At 40.3% G+C, this 21,389-nt stretch carries 16 protein-coding genes and 1 pseudogene; 11 read left to right on the top strand and 6 right to left on the bottom strand.

Annotated features, from left to right (window positions below):
* Positions 1-106 precede the first annotated feature (106 nt).
* Together ACLJJ6_RS01975 and ACLJJ6_RS01980 are read left to right on the top strand one after the other, a co-directional pair.
* A pseudogene (locus ACLJJ6_RS01975) lies at positions 107-1,749 on the top strand (peptide ABC transporter substrate-binding protein).
* A 258-nt stretch (positions 1,750-2,007) separates the two neighbouring features.
* Positions 2,008-3,642: a peptide ABC transporter substrate-binding protein gene (locus ACLJJ6_RS01980; RefSeq protein ID WP_412989793.1), complete on the top strand. Its 1,635-nt coding sequence runs from the start codon at positions 2,008-2,010 to the stop codon at positions 3,640-3,642.
* A 160-nt stretch (positions 3,643-3,802) separates the two neighbouring features.
* Here ACLJJ6_RS01980 and ACLJJ6_RS01985 read toward each other — a convergent pair whose 3' ends face one another.
* A complete protein-coding gene (locus ACLJJ6_RS01985) occupies positions 3,803-5,044 on the bottom strand; it encodes an ISL3 family transposase (RefSeq protein ID WP_412988180.1) in 1,242 nt (413 codons plus the stop codon).
* A gap of 401 nt (positions 5,045-5,445) precedes the next feature.
* On the opposite strand from ACLJJ6_RS01985, the gene ACLJJ6_RS01990 reads away from it, so the two are divergent.
* The 5 genes from ACLJJ6_RS01990 (at position 5,446) to ACLJJ6_RS02010 (ending at position 11,258) form a co-directional block, all read left to right on the top strand.
* A complete protein-coding gene (locus tag ACLJJ6_RS01990) occupies positions 5,446-7,074 on the top strand; it encodes a peptide ABC transporter substrate-binding protein (protein WP_412989794.1) in 1,629 nt (542 codons plus the stop codon).
* Positions 7,075-7,195: 121 nt separating this feature from the next.
* Positions 7,196-8,125 (top strand): oligopeptide ABC transporter permease, encoded by a 930-nt coding sequence (opp3b, locus tag ACLJJ6_RS01995; protein ID WP_412989795.1) that lies wholly within the window; start codon positions 7,196-7,198, stop codon positions 8,123-8,125.
* Between the two features lie 4 nt (positions 8,126-8,129).
* Positions 8,130-9,152: an ABC transporter permease gene (locus tag ACLJJ6_RS02000; protein ID WP_412989796.1), complete on the top strand. Its 1,023-nt coding sequence runs from the start codon at positions 8,130-8,132 to the stop codon at positions 9,150-9,152.
* Positions 9,153-9,164: 12 nt separating this feature from the next.
* Positions 9,165-10,292: an ABC transporter ATP-binding protein gene (locus ACLJJ6_RS02005; RefSeq protein WP_412989797.1), complete on the top strand. Its 1,128-nt coding sequence runs from the start codon at positions 9,165-9,167 to the stop codon at positions 10,290-10,292.
* Positions 10,293-10,301: 9 nt separating this feature from the next.
* Complete coding sequence (locus ACLJJ6_RS02010; protein WP_412990410.1) at positions 10,302-11,258, top strand: ABC transporter ATP-binding protein; 957 nt, start codon at positions 10,302-10,304, stop codon at positions 11,256-11,258.
* 186 nt (positions 11,259-11,444) lie between these two features.
* Here ACLJJ6_RS02010 and ACLJJ6_RS02015 read toward each other — a convergent pair whose 3' ends face one another.
* The gene (locus ACLJJ6_RS02015; protein WP_412988180.1) at positions 11,445-12,686 is read right to left on the bottom strand and encodes an ISL3 family transposase; all 1,242 of its coding nucleotides are present in this window, start codon (positions 12,684-12,686) and stop codon (positions 11,445-11,447) included.
* Between the two features lie 130 nt (positions 12,687-12,816).
* Positions 12,817-13,578 carry a MurR/RpiR family transcriptional regulator gene (locus ACLJJ6_RS02020; protein ID WP_412989798.1) on the bottom strand — a complete coding sequence of 254 codons (762 nt, stop codon included), beginning with the start codon at positions 13,576-13,578 and terminating at the stop codon, positions 12,817-12,819.
* Positions 13,579-13,698: 120 nt separating this feature from the next.
* On the opposite strand from ACLJJ6_RS02020, the gene pfkB reads away from it, so the two are divergent.
* The 4 genes from pfkB (at position 13,699) to ACLJJ6_RS02040 (ending at position 19,232) form a co-directional block, all read left to right on the top strand.
* The gene (gene pfkB, locus ACLJJ6_RS02025; protein WP_412989799.1) at positions 13,699-14,637 is read left to right on the top strand and encodes a 1-phosphofructokinase; all 939 of its coding nucleotides are present in this window, start codon (positions 13,699-13,701) and stop codon (positions 14,635-14,637) included.
* A gap of 3 nt (positions 14,638-14,640) precedes the next feature.
* Positions 14,641-16,596, top strand: coding sequence for a fructose-specific PTS transporter subunit EIIC (locus ACLJJ6_RS02030; protein ID WP_412989800.1), 1,956 nt, complete (start codon positions 14,641-14,643; stop codon positions 16,594-16,596).
* 137 nt (positions 16,597-16,733) lie between these two features.
* Entirely contained in the window at positions 16,734-17,084 is a 351-nt protein-coding gene (locus tag ACLJJ6_RS02035) for a hypothetical protein (RefSeq protein ID WP_412989801.1), read from the top strand.
* A gap of 126 nt (positions 17,085-17,210) precedes the next feature.
* A complete protein-coding gene (locus ACLJJ6_RS02040) occupies positions 17,211-19,232 on the top strand; it encodes a GH36-type glycosyl hydrolase domain-containing protein (protein WP_412989802.1) in 2,022 nt (673 codons plus the stop codon).
* 111 nt (positions 19,233-19,343) lie between these two features.
* On the opposite strand, the gene ACLJJ6_RS02045 is transcribed toward ACLJJ6_RS02040, so the two are convergent.
* The 3 genes from ACLJJ6_RS02045 to ACLJJ6_RS02055 form a co-directional block, all read right to left on the bottom strand.
* The gene (locus ACLJJ6_RS02045) at positions 19,344-19,526 is read right to left on the bottom strand and encodes a hypothetical protein (RefSeq protein WP_412989803.1); all 183 of its coding nucleotides are present in this window, start codon (positions 19,524-19,526) and stop codon (positions 19,344-19,346) included.
* Between the two features lie 35 nt (positions 19,527-19,561).
* A complete protein-coding gene (locus ACLJJ6_RS02050; RefSeq protein ID WP_412989804.1) occupies positions 19,562-20,974 on the bottom strand; it encodes a PTS galactitol transporter subunit IIC in 1,413 nt (470 codons plus the stop codon).
* Positions 20,975-21,075: 101 nt separating this feature from the next.
* Positions 21,076-21,381 carry a PTS fructose transporter subunit IIB gene (locus tag ACLJJ6_RS02055; RefSeq protein ID WP_412989805.1) on the bottom strand — a complete coding sequence of 102 codons (306 nt, stop codon included), beginning with the start codon at positions 21,379-21,381 and terminating at the stop codon, positions 21,076-21,078.
* Positions 21,382-21,389 lie beyond the last annotated feature (8 nt).

Raw genomic sequence — 21,389 nt, forward strand, 5'->3', positions numbered from 1 at the left:
ATTAGTGTTTACCATTGAATTTCATTTTCTTCTAACTTATAATGAGGTCGTTTAAAAAAGAAGGCCCCGATCGGTTTTCCAAAAATGGAAAAAGGAGAAATTGCTTATGGAAGTTAAATCAGCGGTGAAGTTGGGCGTCGTGGCCTTAGCCTCAACATTTGTTCTATCTGCTTGTGGCGCTAAAGGTAGTAGTACTGCTAAAAAACAGTCAGTGAACTTTATGGAGTCGGCAGAAATGTCAACCATGGATACTTCGAAGGCGGATGATGTCGTCAGCATGACCCAACTTGCCAATACTAATGAGGGCTTGTACGCTTGTACCGATTAGGGAAAAACAGTTCTGTACATAACGCATTAGCTACAAGTACCAAGGAATCTAAGGATGGCAAAACATGGACGTTTACCATTCGGAAAAATGCACACTGGAGCAACGGTGATAAGGTGACGGCGCAAAACTTTGTTTACTCGTGGCGTCGTACTGTAAATCCAAAGACAGCCTCCGAATATGCTTATCTGTTCTCAGGAATCAAGAATGCGGATCAGATTATGGCTAACAAAATGAACTATAAGAAGCTGGGCATTAAAGCAGATGGTAAATATAAATTGACAGTGACTCTTGACCGGTCAATTCCATATTTTAAGCTGTTAATGGGCTTTTCCGTCTTCTTCCCACAGGATCAAAAAGTAGTGGATAAATATGGTTCTAAGTACGGGACCGCTTCAAATCGATTAGTTTACAATGGGCCATACAAACAAGTGGGTTGGACTGGCACTAACCTTAAATGGAAACTGGTTAAGAATAACGAGTACTGGAATAAGAAGAATGTGAAGATGGATACCATTCATTATCAAGTTGTCAAAGATTCTTCCACCGCATTGAACTTGTATAATAGTAAGAAACTTGATGTCACGACGATTACAGGGACGCAAGTGGCTCAGTACAAGGATAATAAGGCTTATGTGCTTCGCAAAGAGGCTTCAACCTTCTATCTGCAACTTAACCAAAAGAAGGATAAGTTCTTCAGGAATAAGAAGATTCGGCAGGCCATCTCCATGTCAATTGATCGAAACCAATTGACGAAAAAAGTGTTAGCCGATGGTTCTACAAACGCAACCGGATTGGCATCCAGCGGATTGGCTGAAAATCCTAAGACGGGTGAGGACTTTGCCAAAGAAGCCGAAGTCAAATCAGCTGCTACGCAAAACTTGACGAAAGCACGTCAACTTCTAAAGGAAGGCCTTAAAGAAGAGGGCATGAGCAGTTTGAAGTTTACTTTAATGGCTGATGACACGACAACTGGTAAAGCCACAAACGAATTTCTGCAGTCGGAAATCCAGAAGTTGGGGAGTAACGTCAAGGTCACCGTTCAAAATATCCCATTCAAGACGCGTTTGACAGATTCTTCCAATGGTAAGTTTGATGCTGTCATCACTGGTTGGGGTGCCGACTTCTCTGATCCAATTTCATTCTTACAACTCTTTGTAACTGGTAATGCCCAAAATAATGGCAGCTACAGTGATAAGCAATATGATAAGTTGATTGAAGCTTCCAACACAACGGATGCCAACAACAAGCAGAAACGTTGGAATGATATGGTGAAGGCTGAAAAATTATTGATGAAGGATCAAGGAATTGTGCCGCTTTATCAACAAGCTACTTCACAACTTTGGAATACCAAACTAAAGGGTGTGGTTTATAACACTGCTGGTAACGAGTTTGATTACTCAAAACTTTATCTCCAAAAGTAAAATGATAGACTTTGAAGAGATTGCAAAAAAGCAATCTCTTTTTTGATGAGTAAAAATTAAAAAATAATAATCAGGGTAGAACGCGTTAATCTGCGCGAGATTGATGGACTTTTGGCGAAAATAGATTAATGAGTTTATGCCATAAAATTAAAATTAAATAACAAAAACCATTGTATTTAATCTTAATTTAATGTAAGATAATATCAGTTTTAAAAGCGCAAACAAATTAGGATAAAAATAGAAATGGAGTTGTCTTTTATGAAGATGAAATCAGCAGTCAAGCTTGGTGCGGTTGCCTTGGCTTCGACGTTCGTTTTAGCCGCCTGCGGTTCGAAAAACAGCGATACGACAAAAAAACAATCTGTGAATTTTATGGTTGCTTCTGAAATTCCAACTATGGATACTTCAAAAGTTACGGATACAATTGGGTTGACACAGTTAGCTAATACGGAAGAAGGACTTTATCGCTTAGGTAAAAATAGTTCAGTCCATAATGCATTAGCTACTAAGACAGTTGTTTCCAAGGATAAGAAAACATACACCTTTACGTTACGTAAAGACGCTAAATGGAGCAATGGGGATAAGGTGACGGCTAAAGATTTCGTTTACTCTTGGCAACGAACTGTTAATCCTAAGACAGCTTCTGAGTATGCTTACCTCTTCTCTGGTATTAAGAATGCCGATAAGATTTCTGCGGGGAAAGTTAATTACAAGCAATTGGGTGTTAAAGCAGAAGGAAATTACAAGCTGGTCGTGACCCTGGATCGTCCAATTCCATACTTTAAGTTATTAATGGGCTTTGCACTCTTCTTCCCACAAAATCAAAACGCGGTTGAAAAGTACGGCTCTAAATACGGAACCGCTTCTAACAAGTTGGTTTACAACGGTCCTTACAAGTCGGTGGGTTGGACAGGAACTAACCTTAAATGGAAGTTAGTTAAAAACAAAGATTACTGGAATAAGAAGAATGTCAAGATGGATACGATCAACTATCAGGTTGTCAAGGATTCTTCAACGGCATTGAACCTTTATAATAGTAAGAAACTCGACGTCACAACTATTACAGGGACACAGGTTGCTCAATATAAGAACAACAAGGCTTACAAGTTACGTAAGGAAGCTTCGACATTCTACCTGCAATTAAATGAGAAGAAAGATAAGTACTTCCAAAACAAGAAGATTCGTCAAGCAATCTCTATGGCTATTGACCGTACACAGTTAACGAAAAAAGTTTTGGCTGATGGCTCACAAAATCCACTTGGATATGTTTCCGCTGGCTTAGCAGAAAATCCGAAGACCGGTGAAGATTTTGCGAAGGAAGCACAGGTCAAATCTGCAGTGACGCAAAACCTGACCAAGGCTCGTCAATTGCTTAAAGAAGGTTTGAAAGAAGAAGGCATGACAAGCCTCAAGTTTACATTGATGGCTGATGATACTGCTGCAGGTAAAGCGACAAACGAATTCTTGCAGTCACAAATCGAAAAATTAGGCAGCAATGTTAAGGTCTCTGTTCAAAATATTCCATTTAAGACACGTTTAACAAACTCAACAAATGGTAAGTTCGACGCTGTCATTACTGGCTGGGGTGCTGATTTCTCTGATCCAATTTCATTCTTGCAACTCTTTGTAACTGGTAACTCGAATAACAACGGAAACTGGAGTAACAAAGAATATGACAAGTTAATCAAGGCTTCTAGCACAACGGATGCCAACAATGAAGAAAAACGTTGGGATGATTTGGTTAAAGCCGAAAAGATTTTGATGCAGGAACAAGGCATTGTGCCACTTTATCAACAAGCAGCTTCACAATTGTGGAACACTAAGTTGAAGGGTGAGGTTTACAACACTGCTGGTGTGAACTTCGATTACTCTGGTCTTTATCTCACGGACTAAAACAACAAAATAACTCAAAGAATTAAGGGAAGGCGTTTCGTTTAGGCGCTTTCTCTTTTTTTAGAAATGTGAGGTCTCTAAGAATTATGGGTCTCTGTCAAATTGTATTGGTGGAGATTTTTGAAAAGCATGTTCACTTCGGTGAATGTGCTTTTTTTGTTTACGCATAAATTAAACTGATACGAATGAAAAAGTTATGAATATTTTGAAAACCAAAACAGCTACGCTTTAACACCTTAATTTTACGATTTAGTCCTTCAATAGGACCGTTGGAATACGGATAACGACAACTATTGAGAACAGCAGGACCATTCTTTATTAAAGTTGAGATAGTAATATCCATTTGGTTGCCAGCCGCCTTGTAGTTGGCAATCAAGGTTTTAAATCCAACCGCATCTTTTTGTTGAATGGCTGTTAGAATTCCTTGATAGGTTTGATACACAGTTTTAAATTCTGGAAATTCATCTAAGGCTAGGTCAATGGCGTTCTGTTGGGTCATGTATTCGTTGATACCGTGTAAATAGATAAGTTTAGTATCATTGACCTTTTCTTCTGCCAAATGGAACAAACGCCATTGAGATTTTAGAATGCGATAAACTCGGGAATGCTTATCTTGAAAAGTATGGATCACACGTGTACGTTCGTTATCCAGTGCCCGACCGGCAAGTTGAATAATGTGGAAACGGTCAATGATGGTTATTGCCTTAGGAAATAACCGATGAATAAAGCCAGCATACTCAGCATTCATATCAACGGTGATTGTTTGAACTTTCATACGTTCTTGAACTGAATAGCGAGCTTCAAAGTAATCAATGATATCCTTACTAAGGCGATCCTTAAGAATCACAATGCGGCGATGACTAACGGCATCGCAACAGTTAAAGGACATTAGATGATTACAGGAACGGAATTCATCAAAACAAAGATTTTGGGGGAGTGTTTTAACACGATAAGCTAAGTGAATATTCGCATTTAAAATGCGTTGAACACTACTTGGTGAAATCCCACAAATCTTAGCGATTTCTTTACTGGTCAGCATATCCCGAGCCAGAACAATTACTTGATGTTTCACATTATGCGTAAAAGTTTCATTACGTTTAACGAGGTTAGTTTGAGCACCACAGGTTTTTAAACACCGTTTACATTGATATCTTTGTCGTTTTAGCTGCATCTCATAACGTCCACCTGATAAGGTTCCCAATCTTAGATGGCCAATGTGAGTTCCATTTTTGATTAGAGATTTATGGCCACAATGAGGACATTTTAAAAGTTGATAGGAAAGGATAGCGTGAACGACATGAACGTGTTGCCCATTGGGATAATGTTCCTTAGTAATCTCAGTTACAGTTAAATTAGGGTCTGTTATTTCGAATAGGCTTAGGATAGAATTAGTTAGGGACATTTGTTTTTCCTCTTTTCGATTTTATTAGGCGATTAAATCGTAACACAAAGAGGGCAAATGTCCTTTTTTTTTTCAAAATAAAAACTGGTATCAGTTATTCACCAATACCAGAAAGTGTAGACCCAGAATTATTTCGCTTATTTAACCCCAATTGAGTGTACTTATCCAAAAGCGATGAGTAATTTGTGAGTAATTTAAATTTTGTAACATAAACCGCATACATTAAGGGATTCCCGACCTTTTAAACTTGTGATTTACGGAAAAAATAACGGTTATTCACGATAAAATTAGAACAAGCGATTGAATTTAATCTTCTTCTAATATATAATGGAAACAACTTTTGTTAAGAAAGTACACACAATGAAGTCAGTTAAGATTTCACAAAGGGGTTGGAAATAATTATGAATGTTAAATCAGCTGTGAAGGTTGGAGTGGTCGCGCTAGCTTCAACATTCGCATTGGCTGCGTGTGGTTCCAAGGATAGTAGTTCTTCCAAGCAATCGGTGAACTTTGAAGAAAGTGCTGAGATTGCAACAATGGATCAATCCAAGGTCACAGATGTTGTTGGTTTTACGCAATTAGGTAATACGCAAGAAGGCCTTTACCGTTTGGGTAAAAAGAGTTCGGTCCACAATGCATTAGCCACAAGTACGAAAGAGTCTAAGGATGGTAAGACCTGGACATTTACAATTCGTAAAAATGCAAAATGGAGTAATGGTGATCCTGTGACAGCTAAGGATTTTGTTTATTCTTGGCAACGTACAGTTAATCCGAAGACTGCTTCTGAATATGCATACTTGTTCTCCGGAATTAAGAATGCAGATAAGATTATGGCAGGTAAGGTTAACTACAAGCAACTTGGGATTAAAGCAGAGGGCAATTATAAGTTAGTGGTTACACTTGATCGTCCAATTCCATATTTCAAGCTCCTTATGGGCTTCCCAACATTCTACCCACAGGATCAAAAAGTTGTTGAAAAGTATGGTTCTAAGTACGGCACAGCTTCAGACAAGTTAGTATACAATGGCCCATACAAACAAGTCGGCTGGACCGGAACCAATTTAAGTTGGAAACTTGAAAAGAACAACAATTACTGGGATAAAAAAGATGTCAAGATGGATTCTATCCATTATCAAGTTGTCAAGGATGCCAGCACTGGTTTGAACCTTTACAACAGTAAGAAACTTGACGTGGCTAACATCACAGGAAACCAAGTTGCTCAATACAAGAACAACAAGGATTACATTTTAAGAAAAAAGTCTTCAATGTTCTATTTACAATATAATATGAAGAAAGAAAAAGTTTTCCAAAATGCTAAGATCCGTAAAGCTATCTCTTTAGCAATCAATCGGAAACAATTGACGGGTAAAGTTTTAGCAGATGGTTCTGGGAACCCTAAGGGACTGGTTTCAACTGGTTTAGCAAGCAATCCTAAGACCGGTGAAGATTTTGCTTCAGAAGCAGAAGTTAAGTCAGCTGTTACACAGAACTTGACAGAAGCGAAGAAGTTAATGGCAGAAGGTCTGAAAGAAGAAGGCAAATCCAGTTTATCATTCACTCTTCTTGGTGATGATACAGCTTCAACAAAGCAAATTACCGAATTCTTACAATCACAGATTGAAAAAATTCCAAATGTGAAAGTTAGTCTTCAAAACGTACCATTTAAGACACGTTTAACAAACTCATCAAACGGTAAGTTCGATGTTGTCCTTTCTGCTTGGGGTGCCGATTTCTCTGATCCAATTTCCTTCTTACAACTCTTTGTAACCGGAAATGCTCAGAACAATGGTGGCTTTAGCAACAAGCAGTACGACAAGCTGATCAAAGCTTCAAATACGACGGATGCAACTAATCCTGAAAAACGTTGGAATGATATGGTTCAAGCTGAAAAGATCTTGATGAACGAACAAGGCGTCGCTCCAGTCTTCCAGCAAGCTCAATCACAACTTTGGAACTCTAAGTTGAAGGGCGTTGTTTACAACAGTGCCGGTGTTAACTTCGATTATAAGAATTTGCATTTGACAAAATAAAGTTCCATAAATTAGCGTTAATTTTGGACAGAAGGGTAAGAGTTCGCGTAACGGCTGGCTCTTACCCCTTTGTTATAAAGGCCATAGTGGTTTGAGAAACAAATGATAGGGAGGAATATTAATGGCAAGATATTTAGGAAAAAGAATTTTTTACTTGGCATTAACGCTGTTTTTAATTGCAAGTATCACCTTCTTCTTGATGAAGCTGATGCCCGGGACACCGTTGAATAATCAGGCTAAGTTAACTCCACAACAAATTAAAGTAATTTATGAACATTATGGCTTGAATAAACCAGTTTGGCAGCAATATGTGAGCTACATTGTGGATGCTGCTCATGGGAATTTTGGGTTATCATTCCAGTTCAGTGACCAACCAGTTTCTTACTTGATTTCCAGCCGAATTGGACCATCCATGCAATTAGGTGGCCAAGCAATGATCGTCGGTGTTTTTGTCGGAATTATTGTGGGCTCAATTAGCGCCATTCGCAAAAACACTTGGATTGATGGAACTTCAACATTTATTTCCATCTTAGGAATTTCAATTCCAAGTTTCGTTTTAGCTATCTTACTTCAATATTATCTAGGTCTAAAATTACAATTATTCCCAATTGCAGACTGGGGCGGTTTCTCATATACCGTACTCCCAACCTTAGCACTGGCGGTTTCACCATTTGCTGAAACTTCACGTTTTGTACGTACCGAAATGGTCGATGTTTTGGGGAGCGACTACATTGAATTGGCACGTGCAAAAGGGCTCAGTCGAATGGGAATTGTTTGGCACCATGCTTTGCGGAATAGTTTAATTCCGCTGGTTACTGTTATTGGACCGTTAACTGCGGCTATCATGACAGGATCAATGGTTGTTGAAAACATCTTCTCTGTGCCTGGTATTGGTGAACAATTTGTTAAATCAATTTTGGTAAATGATTACCCAACGATCATGGGTGTCACGATCCTGTATTCTGCATTATTGTGTGCAATCTTACTTTTAACAGACTTGGTTTATGGAATCATTGATCCACGAATCAGAATTACTGGGAAAGAGGGGTAAATAAATGGAAGAAAAAATGAATTTGGCTCCGGATGCTTTCGAGCCGGTTTCCAAAAAAGAAGCGTTAGATGATGAAAAAATCGTGGCGCCTTCGCGAACTTTTATTCAAGATGCTTGGCGGCGTTTAAAACAAAATAAGGCTTCTTATGTTTGTTTATGGATTTTAGTTGTTATTGGGATCATTGCGTTTACATCTCCATTAACAGCTTCACATCCGAATACCTCTCATCCAAATTATGCAAATTTACCACCTAAAATTCCTGGTGTAAATATTAATGGATTTAATGGGACATCAGTTGTTGCCGGCAAACGTGTGGATGCCTACAAACAAAATAATGTTCCAAGTAATGTGCATTATACTTTGGGAACTGACTACTTGGGTCGTTCCTTAGCACAACGTATTCTTCGAGGAACTTTGGTATCATTGTTGATCGGACTTTTTGCGACCCTGATTGATTTAATTGTGGGGGTCGGGTACGGGGTAATTTCGGCCTGGAAAGGGGGAATGACCGATATTGTCCTCCAGCGGATTATTGAGGTCATTTCTTCCGTCCCAAATATTGTTATCATGGTGCTGTTAATGCTGGTTTTAAAAGGTGGGATGTTACCAATTATCCTAGCGATTGCCTTTAACGGGTGGACCACAATGGCGCGTTTAACGCGTGCCCAAACACTGCAGCTAAAATCTCAGGAATACGTTTTGGCTGCTCGGACACTTGGTGAATCCACGTTTAAGATCGCGCTAAAACATTTACTGCCTAACTTATCAAGTGTGATTATCATTCAAACCATGTTTACAATTCCGTCAGCTATTTTCTTCGAAGCATTCCTAAGTTACATTGGTATCGGGATTCAAGCCCCAACAGCTTCACTAGGAACGTTGATTAGTGATGGACAAAAGAACTTCCAGTTCTTGCCATATCAAATGTGGTATCCCGCAATTATGCTTTCTGTAATCATGATTGCTTTCAATATTCTTGCTGATGGTTTGCGGGATGCATTTGATCCGCGGACAGCGCGTAGATAGGAGGAAGAGACAATGGAAAATGCAGAAGAAAATATTCTCGAAGTAAAAGATTTAACCATTGACTTCCATACTTATGCAGGAACGGTTAAGGCAATTCGTGATGTTTCGTTTCATTTAAAAAAAGGTGAGACACTAGCTATCGTTGGGGAGTCAGGTTCTGGTAAGACGGTTACAACAAAGACCGTTATGGGCTTGCTTGCCAATAATGCCGAGGTGGTTGAAGGAACCGTTAAGTTTCATGGAAAAGATATTTTAAAAATGTCTCAAAAAGAACTAGAAGACATTCGAGGAAAAGATATTGCCGAAATTTTCCAAGATCCCATGACGTCACTTGATCCAACAATGCGGATTGGTAAACAAATTGCAGAGCCTTTACGTATTCATAAAGGCTATAGTCGGGAGAAGGCTAACAAGCAAGCTTTGGAGATGCTCAAACTAGTTGGGATTACCAATGCTGAGGAACGGATTAATGATTATCCGCACCAATTTTCAGGTGGGATGCGTCAACGGATCGTCATTGCGATTGCCTTAGTGTGCTATCCAGAGATTCTTATTGCTGATGAACCTACGACTGCCTTGGATGTGACTATTCAGGCACAAATTTTGGACTTAATGAAGGAATTGCAGGAAAAAATTTCCACTTCAATTATTTTCATTACCCATGATTTAGGCGTGGTTGCCGGAATGGCTGACCGTGTTGCCGTAATGTACGCGGGAAAAATTGTCGAATATGGCACGGTTGACGAAATCTTTTATAATCCACAACACCCATATACATGGGGACTTTTGAACTCCATGCCCACTTTGGATACAGCTAAAGGAAAACTGGAGTCTATTCCAGGTACGCCGCCAGACCTATTGGATCCGCCTGCTGGTGATCCGTTTGCGGCACGTAATCCTTACGCTATGAAGATTGATGAGCAAAAAGAGCCACCGTTCTTCAAAGTCTCGGATACGCACTATGCCGCTACGTGGTTGTTGCATCCGTATGCTCCTCATGTTGAACCTCCAGTAGAAATCAAACGGCGTCAAGAGGTCTACAAGCAGCGTCTCGAAGAAGGGACGATTAACAAAGGTCATATTCACTCAACTGGGAATACGCGCTTTGGTAACGATGACGACGACGCAATTGGTGAGTAAAGGAGGCTAATCATGGATACACGAAAGAAAATTTTAGAAGTAAAACATTTAAGACAATACTTTAATGTTGGTAAAAAAGATGAAGTCCGTGCGGTTGATGATGTCTCCTTTGATATTTATAAAGGTGAGACCTTTGGATTAGTTGGCGAGTCTGGTTCTGGAAAAACCACAACTGGTCAAGCCATTATCCGTTTGTTGGACCCAACCGATGGTCAAGTTATTTTTAATGGTCGTGATGTGGCTTCATTGAAAAGTAAATCAGACATGATGGCTTTTCGGCGAGAAATGCAGATGATTTTCCAAGATCCCTATGCTTCTTTAAATCCGCGAATGAAGGTTAAAGATATCGTCGCCGAAGGAATTGATATTCACCATTTAGCTAAGAATGATCAAGACCGGACTAACCAAGTTGAGGACTTACTTGAAACAGTTGGGTTAAACCGTGACCACTCCAGTCGTTATCCTAACGAATTTTCTGGTGGACAACGGCAACGAATCGGAATTGCGCGCGCTTTAGCGGTACAACCAGATTTTATCATTGCTGATGAACCAATTTCAGCCTTGGATGTTTCGATTCAAGCACAGGTTGTGAACTTGATGAAAGAACTTCAGGAACAAAAGGGCTTAACCTACTTGTTCATTGCTCATGACCTTTCAATGGTTAAGTACATTAGTGACCGCATTGGGGTTATGCATTACGGTAAGCTATTGGAAATTGGACCAGCTGAAGAAGTTTATAATCATCCTCTTCATTTGTATACCGAAAGTTTGGTTTCTGCGGTTCCCCAACCCGACCCAGAATTCGAACGTAATCGTCGACAGATGGTTTATGACGCTTCCCCTGAATTTGACGGGAAGAAAAGACAAATGGTTGAGATTTCTCCAGAGCATTTTGTACGTGCGAGCGAAGATGAGCTTGAGACTTATCGCAAACGTGCAGCAGATGCAGGCTTAGAAGTTCTCTAAAAATAAATGGGTCTCTGTCAAATTGTATTGGTGGAGATTTTTGGGTCTCTGTCAAATTGTATTGGTGGAGATTTTTGAAAAGCATGTTCACTTCGGTGAATGTGCTTTTTTTGTGGGTCTCTGTCAAATTGTATTGGTGGAGATTTTTGAAAAGCATGTTCACTTCGGTGAATGTGCTTTTTTTGTTTACGCATAAATTAAACTGATACGAATGAAAAAGTTATGAATATTTTGAAAACCAAAACAGCTACGCTTTAACACCTTAATTTTACGATTTAGTCCTTCAATAGGACCGTTGGAATACGGATAACGACAACTATTGAGAACAGCAGGACCATTCTTTATTAAAGTTGAGATAGTAATATCCATTTGGTTGCCAGCCGCCTTGTAGTTGGCAATCAAGGTTTTAAATCCAACCGCATCTTTTTGTTGAATGGCTGTTAGAATTCCTTGATAGGTTTGATACACAGTTTTAAATTCTGGAAATTCATCTAAGGCTAGGTCAATGGCGTTCTGTTGGGTCATGTATTCGTTGATACCGTGTAAATAGATAAGTTTAGTATCATTGACCTTTTCTTCTGCCAAATGGAACAAACGCCATTGAGATTTTAGAATGCGATAAACTCGGGAATGCTTATCTTGAAAAGTATGGATCACACGTGTACGTTCGTTATCCAGTGCCCGACCGGCAAGTTGAATAATGTGGAAACGGTCAATGATGGTTATTGCCTTAGGAAATAACCGATGAATAAAGCCAGCATACTCAGCATTCATATCAACGGTGATTGTTTGAACTTTCATACGTTCTTGAACTGAATAGCGAGCTTCAAAGTAATCAATGATATCCTTACTAAGGCGATCCTTAAGAATCACAATGCGGCGATGACTAACGGCATCGCAACAGTTAAAGGACATTAGATGATTACAGGAACGGAATTCATCAAAACAAAGATTTTGGGGGAGTGTTTTAACACGATAAGCTAAGTGAATATTCGCATTTAAAATGCGTTGAACACTACTTGGTGAAATCCCACAAATCTTAGCGATTTCTTTACTGGTCAGCATATCCCGAGCCAGAACAATTACTTGATGTTTCACATTATGCGTAAAAGTTTCATTACGTTTAACGAGGTTAGTTTGAGCACCACAGGTTTTTAAACACCGTTTACATTGATATCTTTGTCGTTTTAGCTGCATCTCATAACGTCCACCTGATAAGGTTCCCAATCTTAGATGGCCAATGTGAGTTCCATTTTTGATTAGAGATTTATGGCCACAATGAGGACATTTTAAAAGTTGATAGGAAAGGATAGCGTGAACGACATGAACGTGTTGCCCATTGGGATAATGTTCCTTAGTAATCTCAGTTACAGTTAAATTAGGGTCTGTTATTTCGAATAGGCTTAGGATAGAATTAGTTAGGGACATTTGTTTTTCCTCTTTTCGATTTTATTAGGCGATTAAATCGTAACACAAAGAGGGCAAATGTCCTTTTTTTTTTCAAAATAAAAACTGGTATCAGTTATTCACCAATACCAGAAAGTGTAGACCCTTTTTTTTAGAGATGATGGCGTTGGATCCGGATGGCAAAAGCGTCTAAAAAGATCCGCGTTAAGATCTGGAGTGGCAAACGTGAGCGGATTTCGTATTTGGGAAAGTACGATTCCGCTGATTTTACACCTAAAAAGATCAGATCAGAGTAAGGAATAATTTGACCCGCGTTATTACAGGTAAACGTGATGGTTGTCACTTCATTATGTGCTAAAGATTGAGCCGCATTCACTAATTCAGGAGTATTGCCGTTTAACGTTAAGAAAAGAACCACAGTGTCGCTACCCGTAATTTGTTTGCTTAGGGTCTTAATGATATTAGGATCGTCATGAAGCTGAACGTCTTTTCGCAACAACTCAAATTTAAGTAGGATATCTTCGCCAATCAACTTTGAAAGTCCCCGCGCAAAAATGTAGATATGCTTGGCATTATTAACCTTTTGAATGGCATCTTCCATGACGCCAATATTTAAGTTCTGGATGGTGTTATCTACCTCATATTGATTTTTAAGGATGGCCGTTCGAATTTCGTGATCGGTGTCCTTCAAAATATCATTGTGGTGCGTTTTGTCCGCTAACTTTTGAATGATTTCTTGACGAAAAGGGGTGTAGCCGGAGTAGCCCATCTTTTTCATTGTACGCACAATTGTGGCCGTTGAGACATTTGCTTTTTCACTGAGTTCCACAATTGAATTGTTGACAATCTCGGTTTCATGCTCCTGAACATACTGCCAAAGGTATTTTTCGGACGTGCTGAGTGCTGGTTGCACAAGATAACCCCCATTTTGTAAAGAATTTTTCAAGCCTGCATTCATAATAGCATGTTTTGAAAACATTTACATTTGTGAGCATGGTATTCTAAATCTAAAGAATAAGAGGGGTGCAAGCAGATGATTTATACATTAACTTTAAATCCGGCTATCGACTTGTTCATTGATACGAAAGCAATGCAACCAAATGTGGTAAACCGGACAGAAAATTATGAAATTCAAGCGAATGGGAAAGGCGTAAATGTCTCCTTTATTTTAAAACGGTTAGGGATTGAAAACTGTGCATTAGGAATTGGCGGTGGTTTTACGCTGAATTATATTGAAGAGGTGCTGAATGCCGCTCGGATAAAAAATGAGTTTGTCCATGTAAAGGCTCCTACCCGGATTAATGTGTTTACCCATGTCCAAGATGAAAACCAAGAATATAAGTTGGTTAATAAGGGACCACGCGCAGATCCTGAGCAAATTGAGGCACTTTTGACGATCCTTCGTGGTTTGGAGTCAACGGACATCCTTTCGCTGTCAGGCAGTTTTTCAGAAGGAATTGCACCCACGATTCTTGTTGAAATTGCACAAATAGCCCAGGAACGGCGATTTAAATTAGTCTTGGATACCAGTTATCAGGAAGTCATGGAAACTTTAATGTATCATCCTTACCTTATCAAGCCTAACGACCATGAACTCGCAAGCTGGTTTGGCTTAACAACAATTCCTAAACGTGACGAGTTGATTGAACTAGGCAAAACCTTGGTGACCAAGGGTGCTGAAAACGTCTTGATCTCGTTAGGTGGTGAGGGCGCGTTATTCATGAATCACCAGCAGGTTTTCTATGGTAATGCCGCGAAAGGAACAGTCGTGAACACCGCAGGATCCGGCGATACCATGTTAGGAACCTTCTTGGGTGGGTTAATAACGAAGAAGGGTGCAAAAGAAAACCTACGTCGAGCATTAGCGGCGGGCAGCGATACAGCTTTTCAATCATGGATTACGGATTTTAAACGGGTACCTGAACTTGAAAAACAAATTCAGGTGAAATTAATTGAAGAATGGGGGAACTAACTGATGGGAAAATATCAAATCATTGCGGCAACCGGGTGTGCAACTGGAATCGCACATACTTATATGGCTCAAGAAGCTTTGGAACAATCCGCAAAAAAATTGGGAGTCACTATTAAAGTAGAGACCCATGGACAAACTGGTGTGGATGATCCTTTAACCCAAGCGGAGATTGATGGTGCAAGTGGTGTCATTGTGGCATCTGATATTGATGTTGATGCGGATCGGTTCGCAGGCAAGAAATTAATTCGCGTTCCCGTTGCGCAAGGTATTCGGGAACCAGACAAACTTGTGGATCGTATTTTAAATGACAAATCAGTTCCCGTTTATAAGAGCCAAGCAGTTAAAGAAAAAGCCAAATCTGATAGTGGTACGAGCAAATCTGGCAGCAGTTTGTGGAATTCGATTTATGTATCATTAATGAACGGTGTTTCCCATATGTTGCCGTTAGTGGTTGCTGGTGGGGTGCTAGTGGCGGTTTCCTTTTTCTGGGGAATTAATTCAGCCGATCCTAAAAGTAGTGAGTATAATTATTTAGCCTATCTTTTAAACACTATTGGTTCGACGACCATGAATCTAATGGTTCCGGTATTATGTGCCTACATTGCGGAAGCCATCAGTAAACGATCGGGATTGGTAGTGGGATTTGCAACCGGGATGATTGCTTTTAACACCGGAACCGGTTTTTTAGGGGCCATTGTCGGCGGCTATTTGGCAGGTTACACAATTATTTTATTACAGCATATTTTGAAACCGCTACCAGATAAACAATTTCGAGGATTGAAAGCTATTTTCCTCTATCCCGTTTTAGGTGTCCTGATCTCTGGAATGATCATGTACTTCATTTCTCTACCAATGAAAGATTTGAATACCGGAATGATGACATTTCTAAAGGGAATGGAAAATACCAGCCCGATTCTCCTAGGATTGATTATTGGCGTGATGGCGGCGTCTGATTTCGGGGGCCCAATTAATAAAGCAGCGTACTTAACGGGCACCGCATTATTAGCTCAAGGTAATTTTTATTTTATGGCCGGTGTTTCGGCAGCTTGTATCGCGCCACCACTAGCTACCGGATTTGCCGTGTTGTTCAATCCCAAAGCGTATTCAAGCAATGAACGCAGCGCGGGGTATGTTAATTTTCTGTTGGGTTCAACCCATATCACAGAAGGCGCAATTCCCTTTGCGGCTAAGAATCCACTGTTAAATATTCCTTCATTTATGGTAGGTTCCGCGATTGCCGCAATTTTAACGTATGTCACAAGAATTCAAGTTCCTGCGCCGCATGGCGGTTTTATCATTTTACCGTTAGTAATCCATCCATTCTTATGGGTTCTGTGGATTGTGATTGGCGCGCTGGTTTCCGGTGTGTTGTTAGCGATCGTCGCTGGTCGTCAGGCCAAAAAACATGCGGTGGCCGATAACGCGGGCTCGTTTGATGTCTTAACTGGTGAAACGACTGCCACACCGGAAACACCGGTCAAAAAAGCTCCGGCAACGATGGACAAAACGTTTGATCCTGGAGAAATCTTAGCACTGCAAAATATTGAATTAGAAGTGACTGCAGCAGATCAAGACGCGGTTTTAAAGTATTTAGCTGAAACGGCGGTCAAAAATGGTCTGGCTGACGATGCAAGTAGAGTACTAGCCAAATATCAGAAACGTGAGGCAGAGGGCTCGACTGGCATGCAGGATGGGATTGCGATTCCACACGCACAGGATGCCACTATCCATCATTCGGCCATGTTAATTGTCAAACTCGCACAGCCAGTAGCTTGGCAAACATTCGATCAAAAGCCTGTGGATACGATCATTTCCTTCTTGATTCCAGAAAATGATAGTGGTGCGCATTTGAAGTACCTTTCCAATACAGCTAAATTATTAACCCATCCCGAATTCGTGAGTCAGCTACGCAATGCCAAGTCGAAACAGGCAATTTTGCAGTTAATCAAAGCGGGTTAGATTTTTTTAGAGTCCCCCCAAATGATGTATAGACCACTGTAAGCCAGAAAATAGAGAGTATTGGTTGACAAGAATTGGCTTAATCTCACATAATACACTTGAATGGGTTTGAATTGTGTGAGAGGGGAGCTTGGCACATGTATAAACATTTAATCGCAACCGTTGTGATCAAGGACCAGCAGTATGCTTATCATTTTGTTTCACAAGATCTGCAAGCGGTACAGGCAAAAAAACGTTTGTTGGAAACTCAGTTGGCAGATAAAATGCTAAAGACGTTGTATCGAAGTACAATTGTCACGTCTGCTGACCGTGAGCTGCAGACCGCTGCACCTGGGCAAATAGATCCAGCTTCACTAAAGCTTGTGAAAGATGTCGAGGCGTTTGTGAAGCTGGTTAATGATAAAAAATTAATTACGATTGCTAAACGGTTAGAAGACCGTGAAATGAACAATCCGGATCAACTAACGGAATGGTTTAGTGGAGATTAAAAGGTAATTTTTAAAGAGTTCGTGTTTTTTAACGAGCTCTTTTTTTGTTGAAAAATATTGCGCCATAAATCAGAAAGTGCTTTAATTAAAGAGAGGACACATAATCAGAGAGGGGACGAGATAGGAATGGCAAAATGGATCTGGTATCATGGTGATTTTGAAATTTATCAAGCCATGAAACAAAACTTGGATCGTGAGGAACGCGGGATGAAGTGGCCCGCATACTGGTACACATCTGGGTGGAATCACAACGTATTTTTTTCACGAACTTTTTCTTTTGCGACACCGCAGACTTTTTCGGTCCGCGTTCAAGGGGAAGGTTACGGGAAATTTGTGGATCTTGATAGTCAAAAAGAGACTAAATTTGCTTTTGCGGCGGCAGTTACGTGCCCAGCTGGTAAGTATCGGATTGAAATTTATGTGGCTAATCTGGCAGGTTTGCCTTGTGCCTATCTTGACGGACAGCAGGTGCAGAGTGACGAAAATTGGCAAGCATCCAATTTTCTGGGTGAACCAGTCAGCGTTGGGACGAGTAGTCTGTTCCGACAAGCAGACCAAAATCCGATGGAAGTGGATTATCATCACGAAATTCGCCAACCTCAAAAAATTGAATCGGTGAATGGTGGTGTATTATTAGATTTTGGCCATGATCTCACGGCCAGAACGCGCATTAAGTTCAAAAATGGCTTTCAACAAGTCACCATCAGCTATGGTGAAAGCCGAACTGAAGCTTTGGATGTTCAAGATACCTACTTAAAACACACGCTTCAAGCACAAGACGATCCATTTGGCCATTATGATACCCAAAAAGCAGTTTTTGTAACTAAGCTGCGGGCTTTTCGCTATATTTACCTCCCCCAAATTTCTAAAATGGAAGATTTAGGCATACTGGAAGTGGATTTCGAATCGCTTGAATTTCCGCGCATTGCCAAATTTTCGTCACATGATGAGCAACTTACTAAAATATGGCAAGTCTCTGATCGGACTTTACGCTTGTGCTCTGGCATTTTCTTTATTGACGGCGTTAAACGGGACCGCTGGGTGTGGGCCGGGGATGCGTTTCAATGCTTCTACATGAACCGATACGACTTTTTTGATAAAGAAATTGTGGAACGCACTTTATTAGGATTACGCGGCGAACTAGATATTAAACAGCACCTCGACACAATTGTTGATTATTCGATGTACTGGATAATAAGTATTGAATTGTATTACGACACGTTTGCGGATAAACATTTTGTTCAGAATGTGTATGCAAAATTAAAACGGTTAATGGACTTTTCTCTGGAAGCCACGGATGAGCACGGCTTTATTCGGGAACGCAAAGGAGATTGGATCTATATTGATTGGGCCGACTTTGACCACCAGGGACCGCTGGCTGCTGAACAAATGGTTTTGGCGCGCGCCCTGCAAAGTATGGTTCGTGTATCGAAGCTCTTAAATCAAGATGCACAAAAGTATGAACGGCATTACCAGAAATTGCGGGAAAATATCGACCGGTATTTCTGGGATCCTACGCAGCAAGCTTATATAGATAGTTATGAATCAAAAAAACGTCATGTGACACGACACGCAAATATTTTTGCGATTTTGTTTGGCTATGTGGATGACGCCAAAGCTAAACAGCTTGTCCAGCGAGTATTGATGAATCCAGAGATCCCGGAAATTAAGACCCCTTACTTTAAATTCTGGGAACAAGAAGCCTTTGCTAAGATGGGGCATTATGATCAAGTGTTAGCGACAATCAAGGCTTATTGGGGTGGTATGTTAAATAACGGCGCCACAACGTTTTGGGAGTACTTTGATCCAGCAGAGAAGGGCGCTGCTCGATATGCCATGTACGGTGATAAGTATGGAAAGAGCCTTTGCCATGCCTGGGGAGCCAGTCCATTATACCTTATCGGACGCTATCTAATCGGGTTAAAACCAACGCAACCAGGTTATCAAACCTTCGAGATAAAGCCTCAATTGGAGTTGCTAGGTGATTTTCAAGGCAAACTGCCATTGAGTGCAAGTGGAGATTATGTCGAACTTCACGTGAAGGACAATGTTTTAACGGTTCAAGCAACTAAAGCAGGTGGGATTATCCGTGTCGGACAGCAAAAAATCGCCATTCCTGTCGAAAAGGCGATTACAATGACAGTTTAAAACTGGTTTTGTGAGTTTGAACCACGCATAATAAGTGTTTACAAATGATTGACAGATACTAAAAACCCCAATCCTTGGGAGGAAGGATTGGGGTTTTAATTTACACATCTTCTAGATTTTTAAGACTTCTCTTAATGCAAAGAAGGTAACGATTGCCTGAAATAGGGATGCCCAAACATTATAGTGAGTAAAGGAAGCAATCCAGGATACTGCGATAACAACTAATGCCCATAGGATCGTCTTTCTAATTTTCTCTTTTTTAGTTTTATCATCCAATTTTGGTCTTTCATTCATTTTGTATTGACCTCCTTTGCAAAGATTCATTCAATCTAGTTTTCGTTATCTGCGAGTTCTTTAGCGTAGATAGCGTTACGTTTCTTCATTTGACGTGCGTACCACCAGAATACTAAGCAGTATGCAGCAAGACCGATAACAGCGTAAAGAACAAATTTAATTTCACCAGTAGATGATTTACCAACTGCGTAAGCTAAGAATTGTTCGATAGGACCTTCCTTAGTAGATTCAGCAATCATTGTTCCGCTCTTAACACCTGAAGGGAATGCCCCAACTTGTTTAGCAACGGATGTGATGAATGGTGCACTTAATGTGCCGGCCCAAAGGAAGATAGGGAGTTCAACGGCACCGATAACGATCATACGAATGATACGTCCACGAGTAACAACTAACAAAGCTGGTGTAACACCCATAGCAATGATTCCGCCTAAAGGAAGAATATGGTTGCCAGGGAGAACAAGTGATTCGAGTAACAGGATAGGAGCTAAAACATTAGCAGCTGCCCACATTTCGGAACGACCAGCGATAAATGGCCAGTCAAGTCCGATATTTAACTTACGTCCTTTTAAGTGTTTGTTAGCTAAGTCAGTAACACCTTGTGATAATGGTTCAACAGCTTTGATGAACCAAGAACCAATAAGGGAGAATAACTGCAAGCAGACACCACCGGTAAAGGACAATGTGAAGATTGATTCAACACCTTGTTGACCAACTAAACCGATGAAAATACCTAAGTAGCAACCAATAGCGAAGTTGCTTCCCCAGAACCCAATTTTTTCATTTAGTTTTGCGGAATCAAAATCAAAACGGTCTAACCAACGGAACAATAAATCGTAAATCTTGTTGAGCACCATGATGACAGGATTCATCATGTAGTTCAAGTGAGTTGTGGTCATTGGGTTATCTTGATTGCCAAGCAAATCGTTGAAAGTTGGTTTCATTAAATCTGAGTTGACAATCTTCAAAGCACCAATCAAGAGAACTAACAATGTAGCTACCCAGAAGTTAGCTCCAAAGTAAATGGCCATCAAAGCCGTGAAGGAAATGTGCCAAATATCGAAAATATCAACATCTAGCGTGTTGGTCCATTTGAGGAACAACATTCCGACGTTTAAAAGTACCATTAACAGTAAGAAGAATAGGGTATATGGAGAACCCCAAGTGATCGTTGCTAATGGTGCCCAACCAACATCGGTAATGGAAAGTTGGATCCCAGTCGATTTAACGAACGCTGCTAAGGCTGGTTGGTAAGTTGTAGTAAGAATATTAATAATAGCACTAATACCAGTCAAAGCGATCGCTAATCGAATACCACCTTCGAGGGCTCGGAAGAATTTAACTCCCAAGGCCCAGGCAATCAAGGTTAGAACAATTAACATAACAGGCGCGGCTCCCAAATCAATGATTGGTTTGAAGACCACGTTGGCAAAATGAATAATGGTCTGCATTTTGTTCACTCCTTTTGAGTTTATTAAATTTTGTTACCAAAGTTTAGGTGAAGCTGTCATTTTGTAATATGTAGCAGAAGAGGAGACCTCTTCAAAGCGTATTAACTTAAATGATTCTTTTTAATGGCATCTTCAATCTTGTCGTATACTGGAGCAGCCATTGCAGGCATCCGGTAGAGGATCGCACCAGCGTCAATTTCAGGAACTGTAACCTCAAAGCTCAAATCTGGTTTGTTAATAGGTAAGAAGATTTGAACACCCTTCATTGTTTCTGGGTTAAGGTCCTTAATTTGGATAGCTTCAACGTTGACTTGGTAGCCACGTTTCTTCATTTCTGCTTCCACAGCATCCTTAATCTGATGGCTTGAATTAACACCAGCACCACAAGCAGTTAACATCTTAATCATAATAAATT

Origin of the sequence: Pediococcus siamensis (assembly GCF_047220215.1) — a bacterium.
In the GTDB taxonomy this organism is placed as follows: Bacteria; Bacillota; Bacilli; order Lactobacillales; family Lactobacillaceae; genus Pediococcus; species Pediococcus siamensis.

Bases quoted from the DNA above. Each gene is read 5' to 3' on its own strand.
- ACLJJ6_RS01980 (WP_412989793.1), top strand. From the start codon at position 2,008: ATGAAGATGAAATCAGCAGTCAAGCTTGGTGCGGTTGCCTTGGCTTCG.
- ACLJJ6_RS01985 (WP_412988180.1), bottom strand. From the start codon at position 5,044: ATGTCCCTAACTAATTCTATCCTAAGCCTATTCGAAATAACAGACCCT.
- ACLJJ6_RS01990 (WP_412989794.1), top strand. From the start codon at position 5,446: ATGAATGTTAAATCAGCTGTGAAGGTTGGAGTGGTCGCGCTAGCTTCA.
- opp3b (WP_412989795.1), top strand. From the start codon at position 7,196: ATGGCAAGATATTTAGGAAAAAGAATTTTTTACTTGGCATTAACGCTG.
- ACLJJ6_RS02000 (WP_412989796.1), top strand. From the start codon at position 8,130: ATGGAAGAAAAAATGAATTTGGCTCCGGATGCTTTCGAGCCGGTTTCC.
- ACLJJ6_RS02005 (WP_412989797.1), top strand. From the start codon at position 9,165: ATGGAAAATGCAGAAGAAAATATTCTCGAAGTAAAAGATTTAACCATT.
- ACLJJ6_RS02015 (WP_412988180.1), bottom strand. From the start codon at position 12,686: ATGTCCCTAACTAATTCTATCCTAAGCCTATTCGAAATAACAGACCCT.
- pfkB (WP_412989799.1), top strand. From the start codon at position 13,699: ATGATTTATACATTAACTTTAAATCCGGCTATCGACTTGTTCATTGAT.
- ACLJJ6_RS02030 (WP_412989800.1), top strand. From the start codon at position 14,641: ATGGGAAAATATCAAATCATTGCGGCAACCGGGTGTGCAACTGGAATC.
- ACLJJ6_RS02035 (WP_412989801.1), top strand. From the start codon at position 16,734: ATGTATAAACATTTAATCGCAACCGTTGTGATCAAGGACCAGCAGTAT.
- ACLJJ6_RS02040 (WP_412989802.1), top strand. From the start codon at position 17,211: ATGGCAAAATGGATCTGGTATCATGGTGATTTTGAAATTTATCAAGCC.
- ACLJJ6_RS02045 (WP_412989803.1), bottom strand. From the start codon at position 19,526: ATGAATGAAAGACCAAAATTGGATGATAAAACTAAAAAAGAGAAAATT.
- ACLJJ6_RS02050 (WP_412989804.1), bottom strand. From the start codon at position 20,974: ATGCAGACCATTATTCATTTTGCCAACGTGGTCTTCAAACCAATCATT.
- ACLJJ6_RS02055 (WP_412989805.1), bottom strand. From the start codon at position 21,381: ATGATTAAGATGTTAACTGCTTGTGGTGCTGGTGTTAATTCAAGCCAT.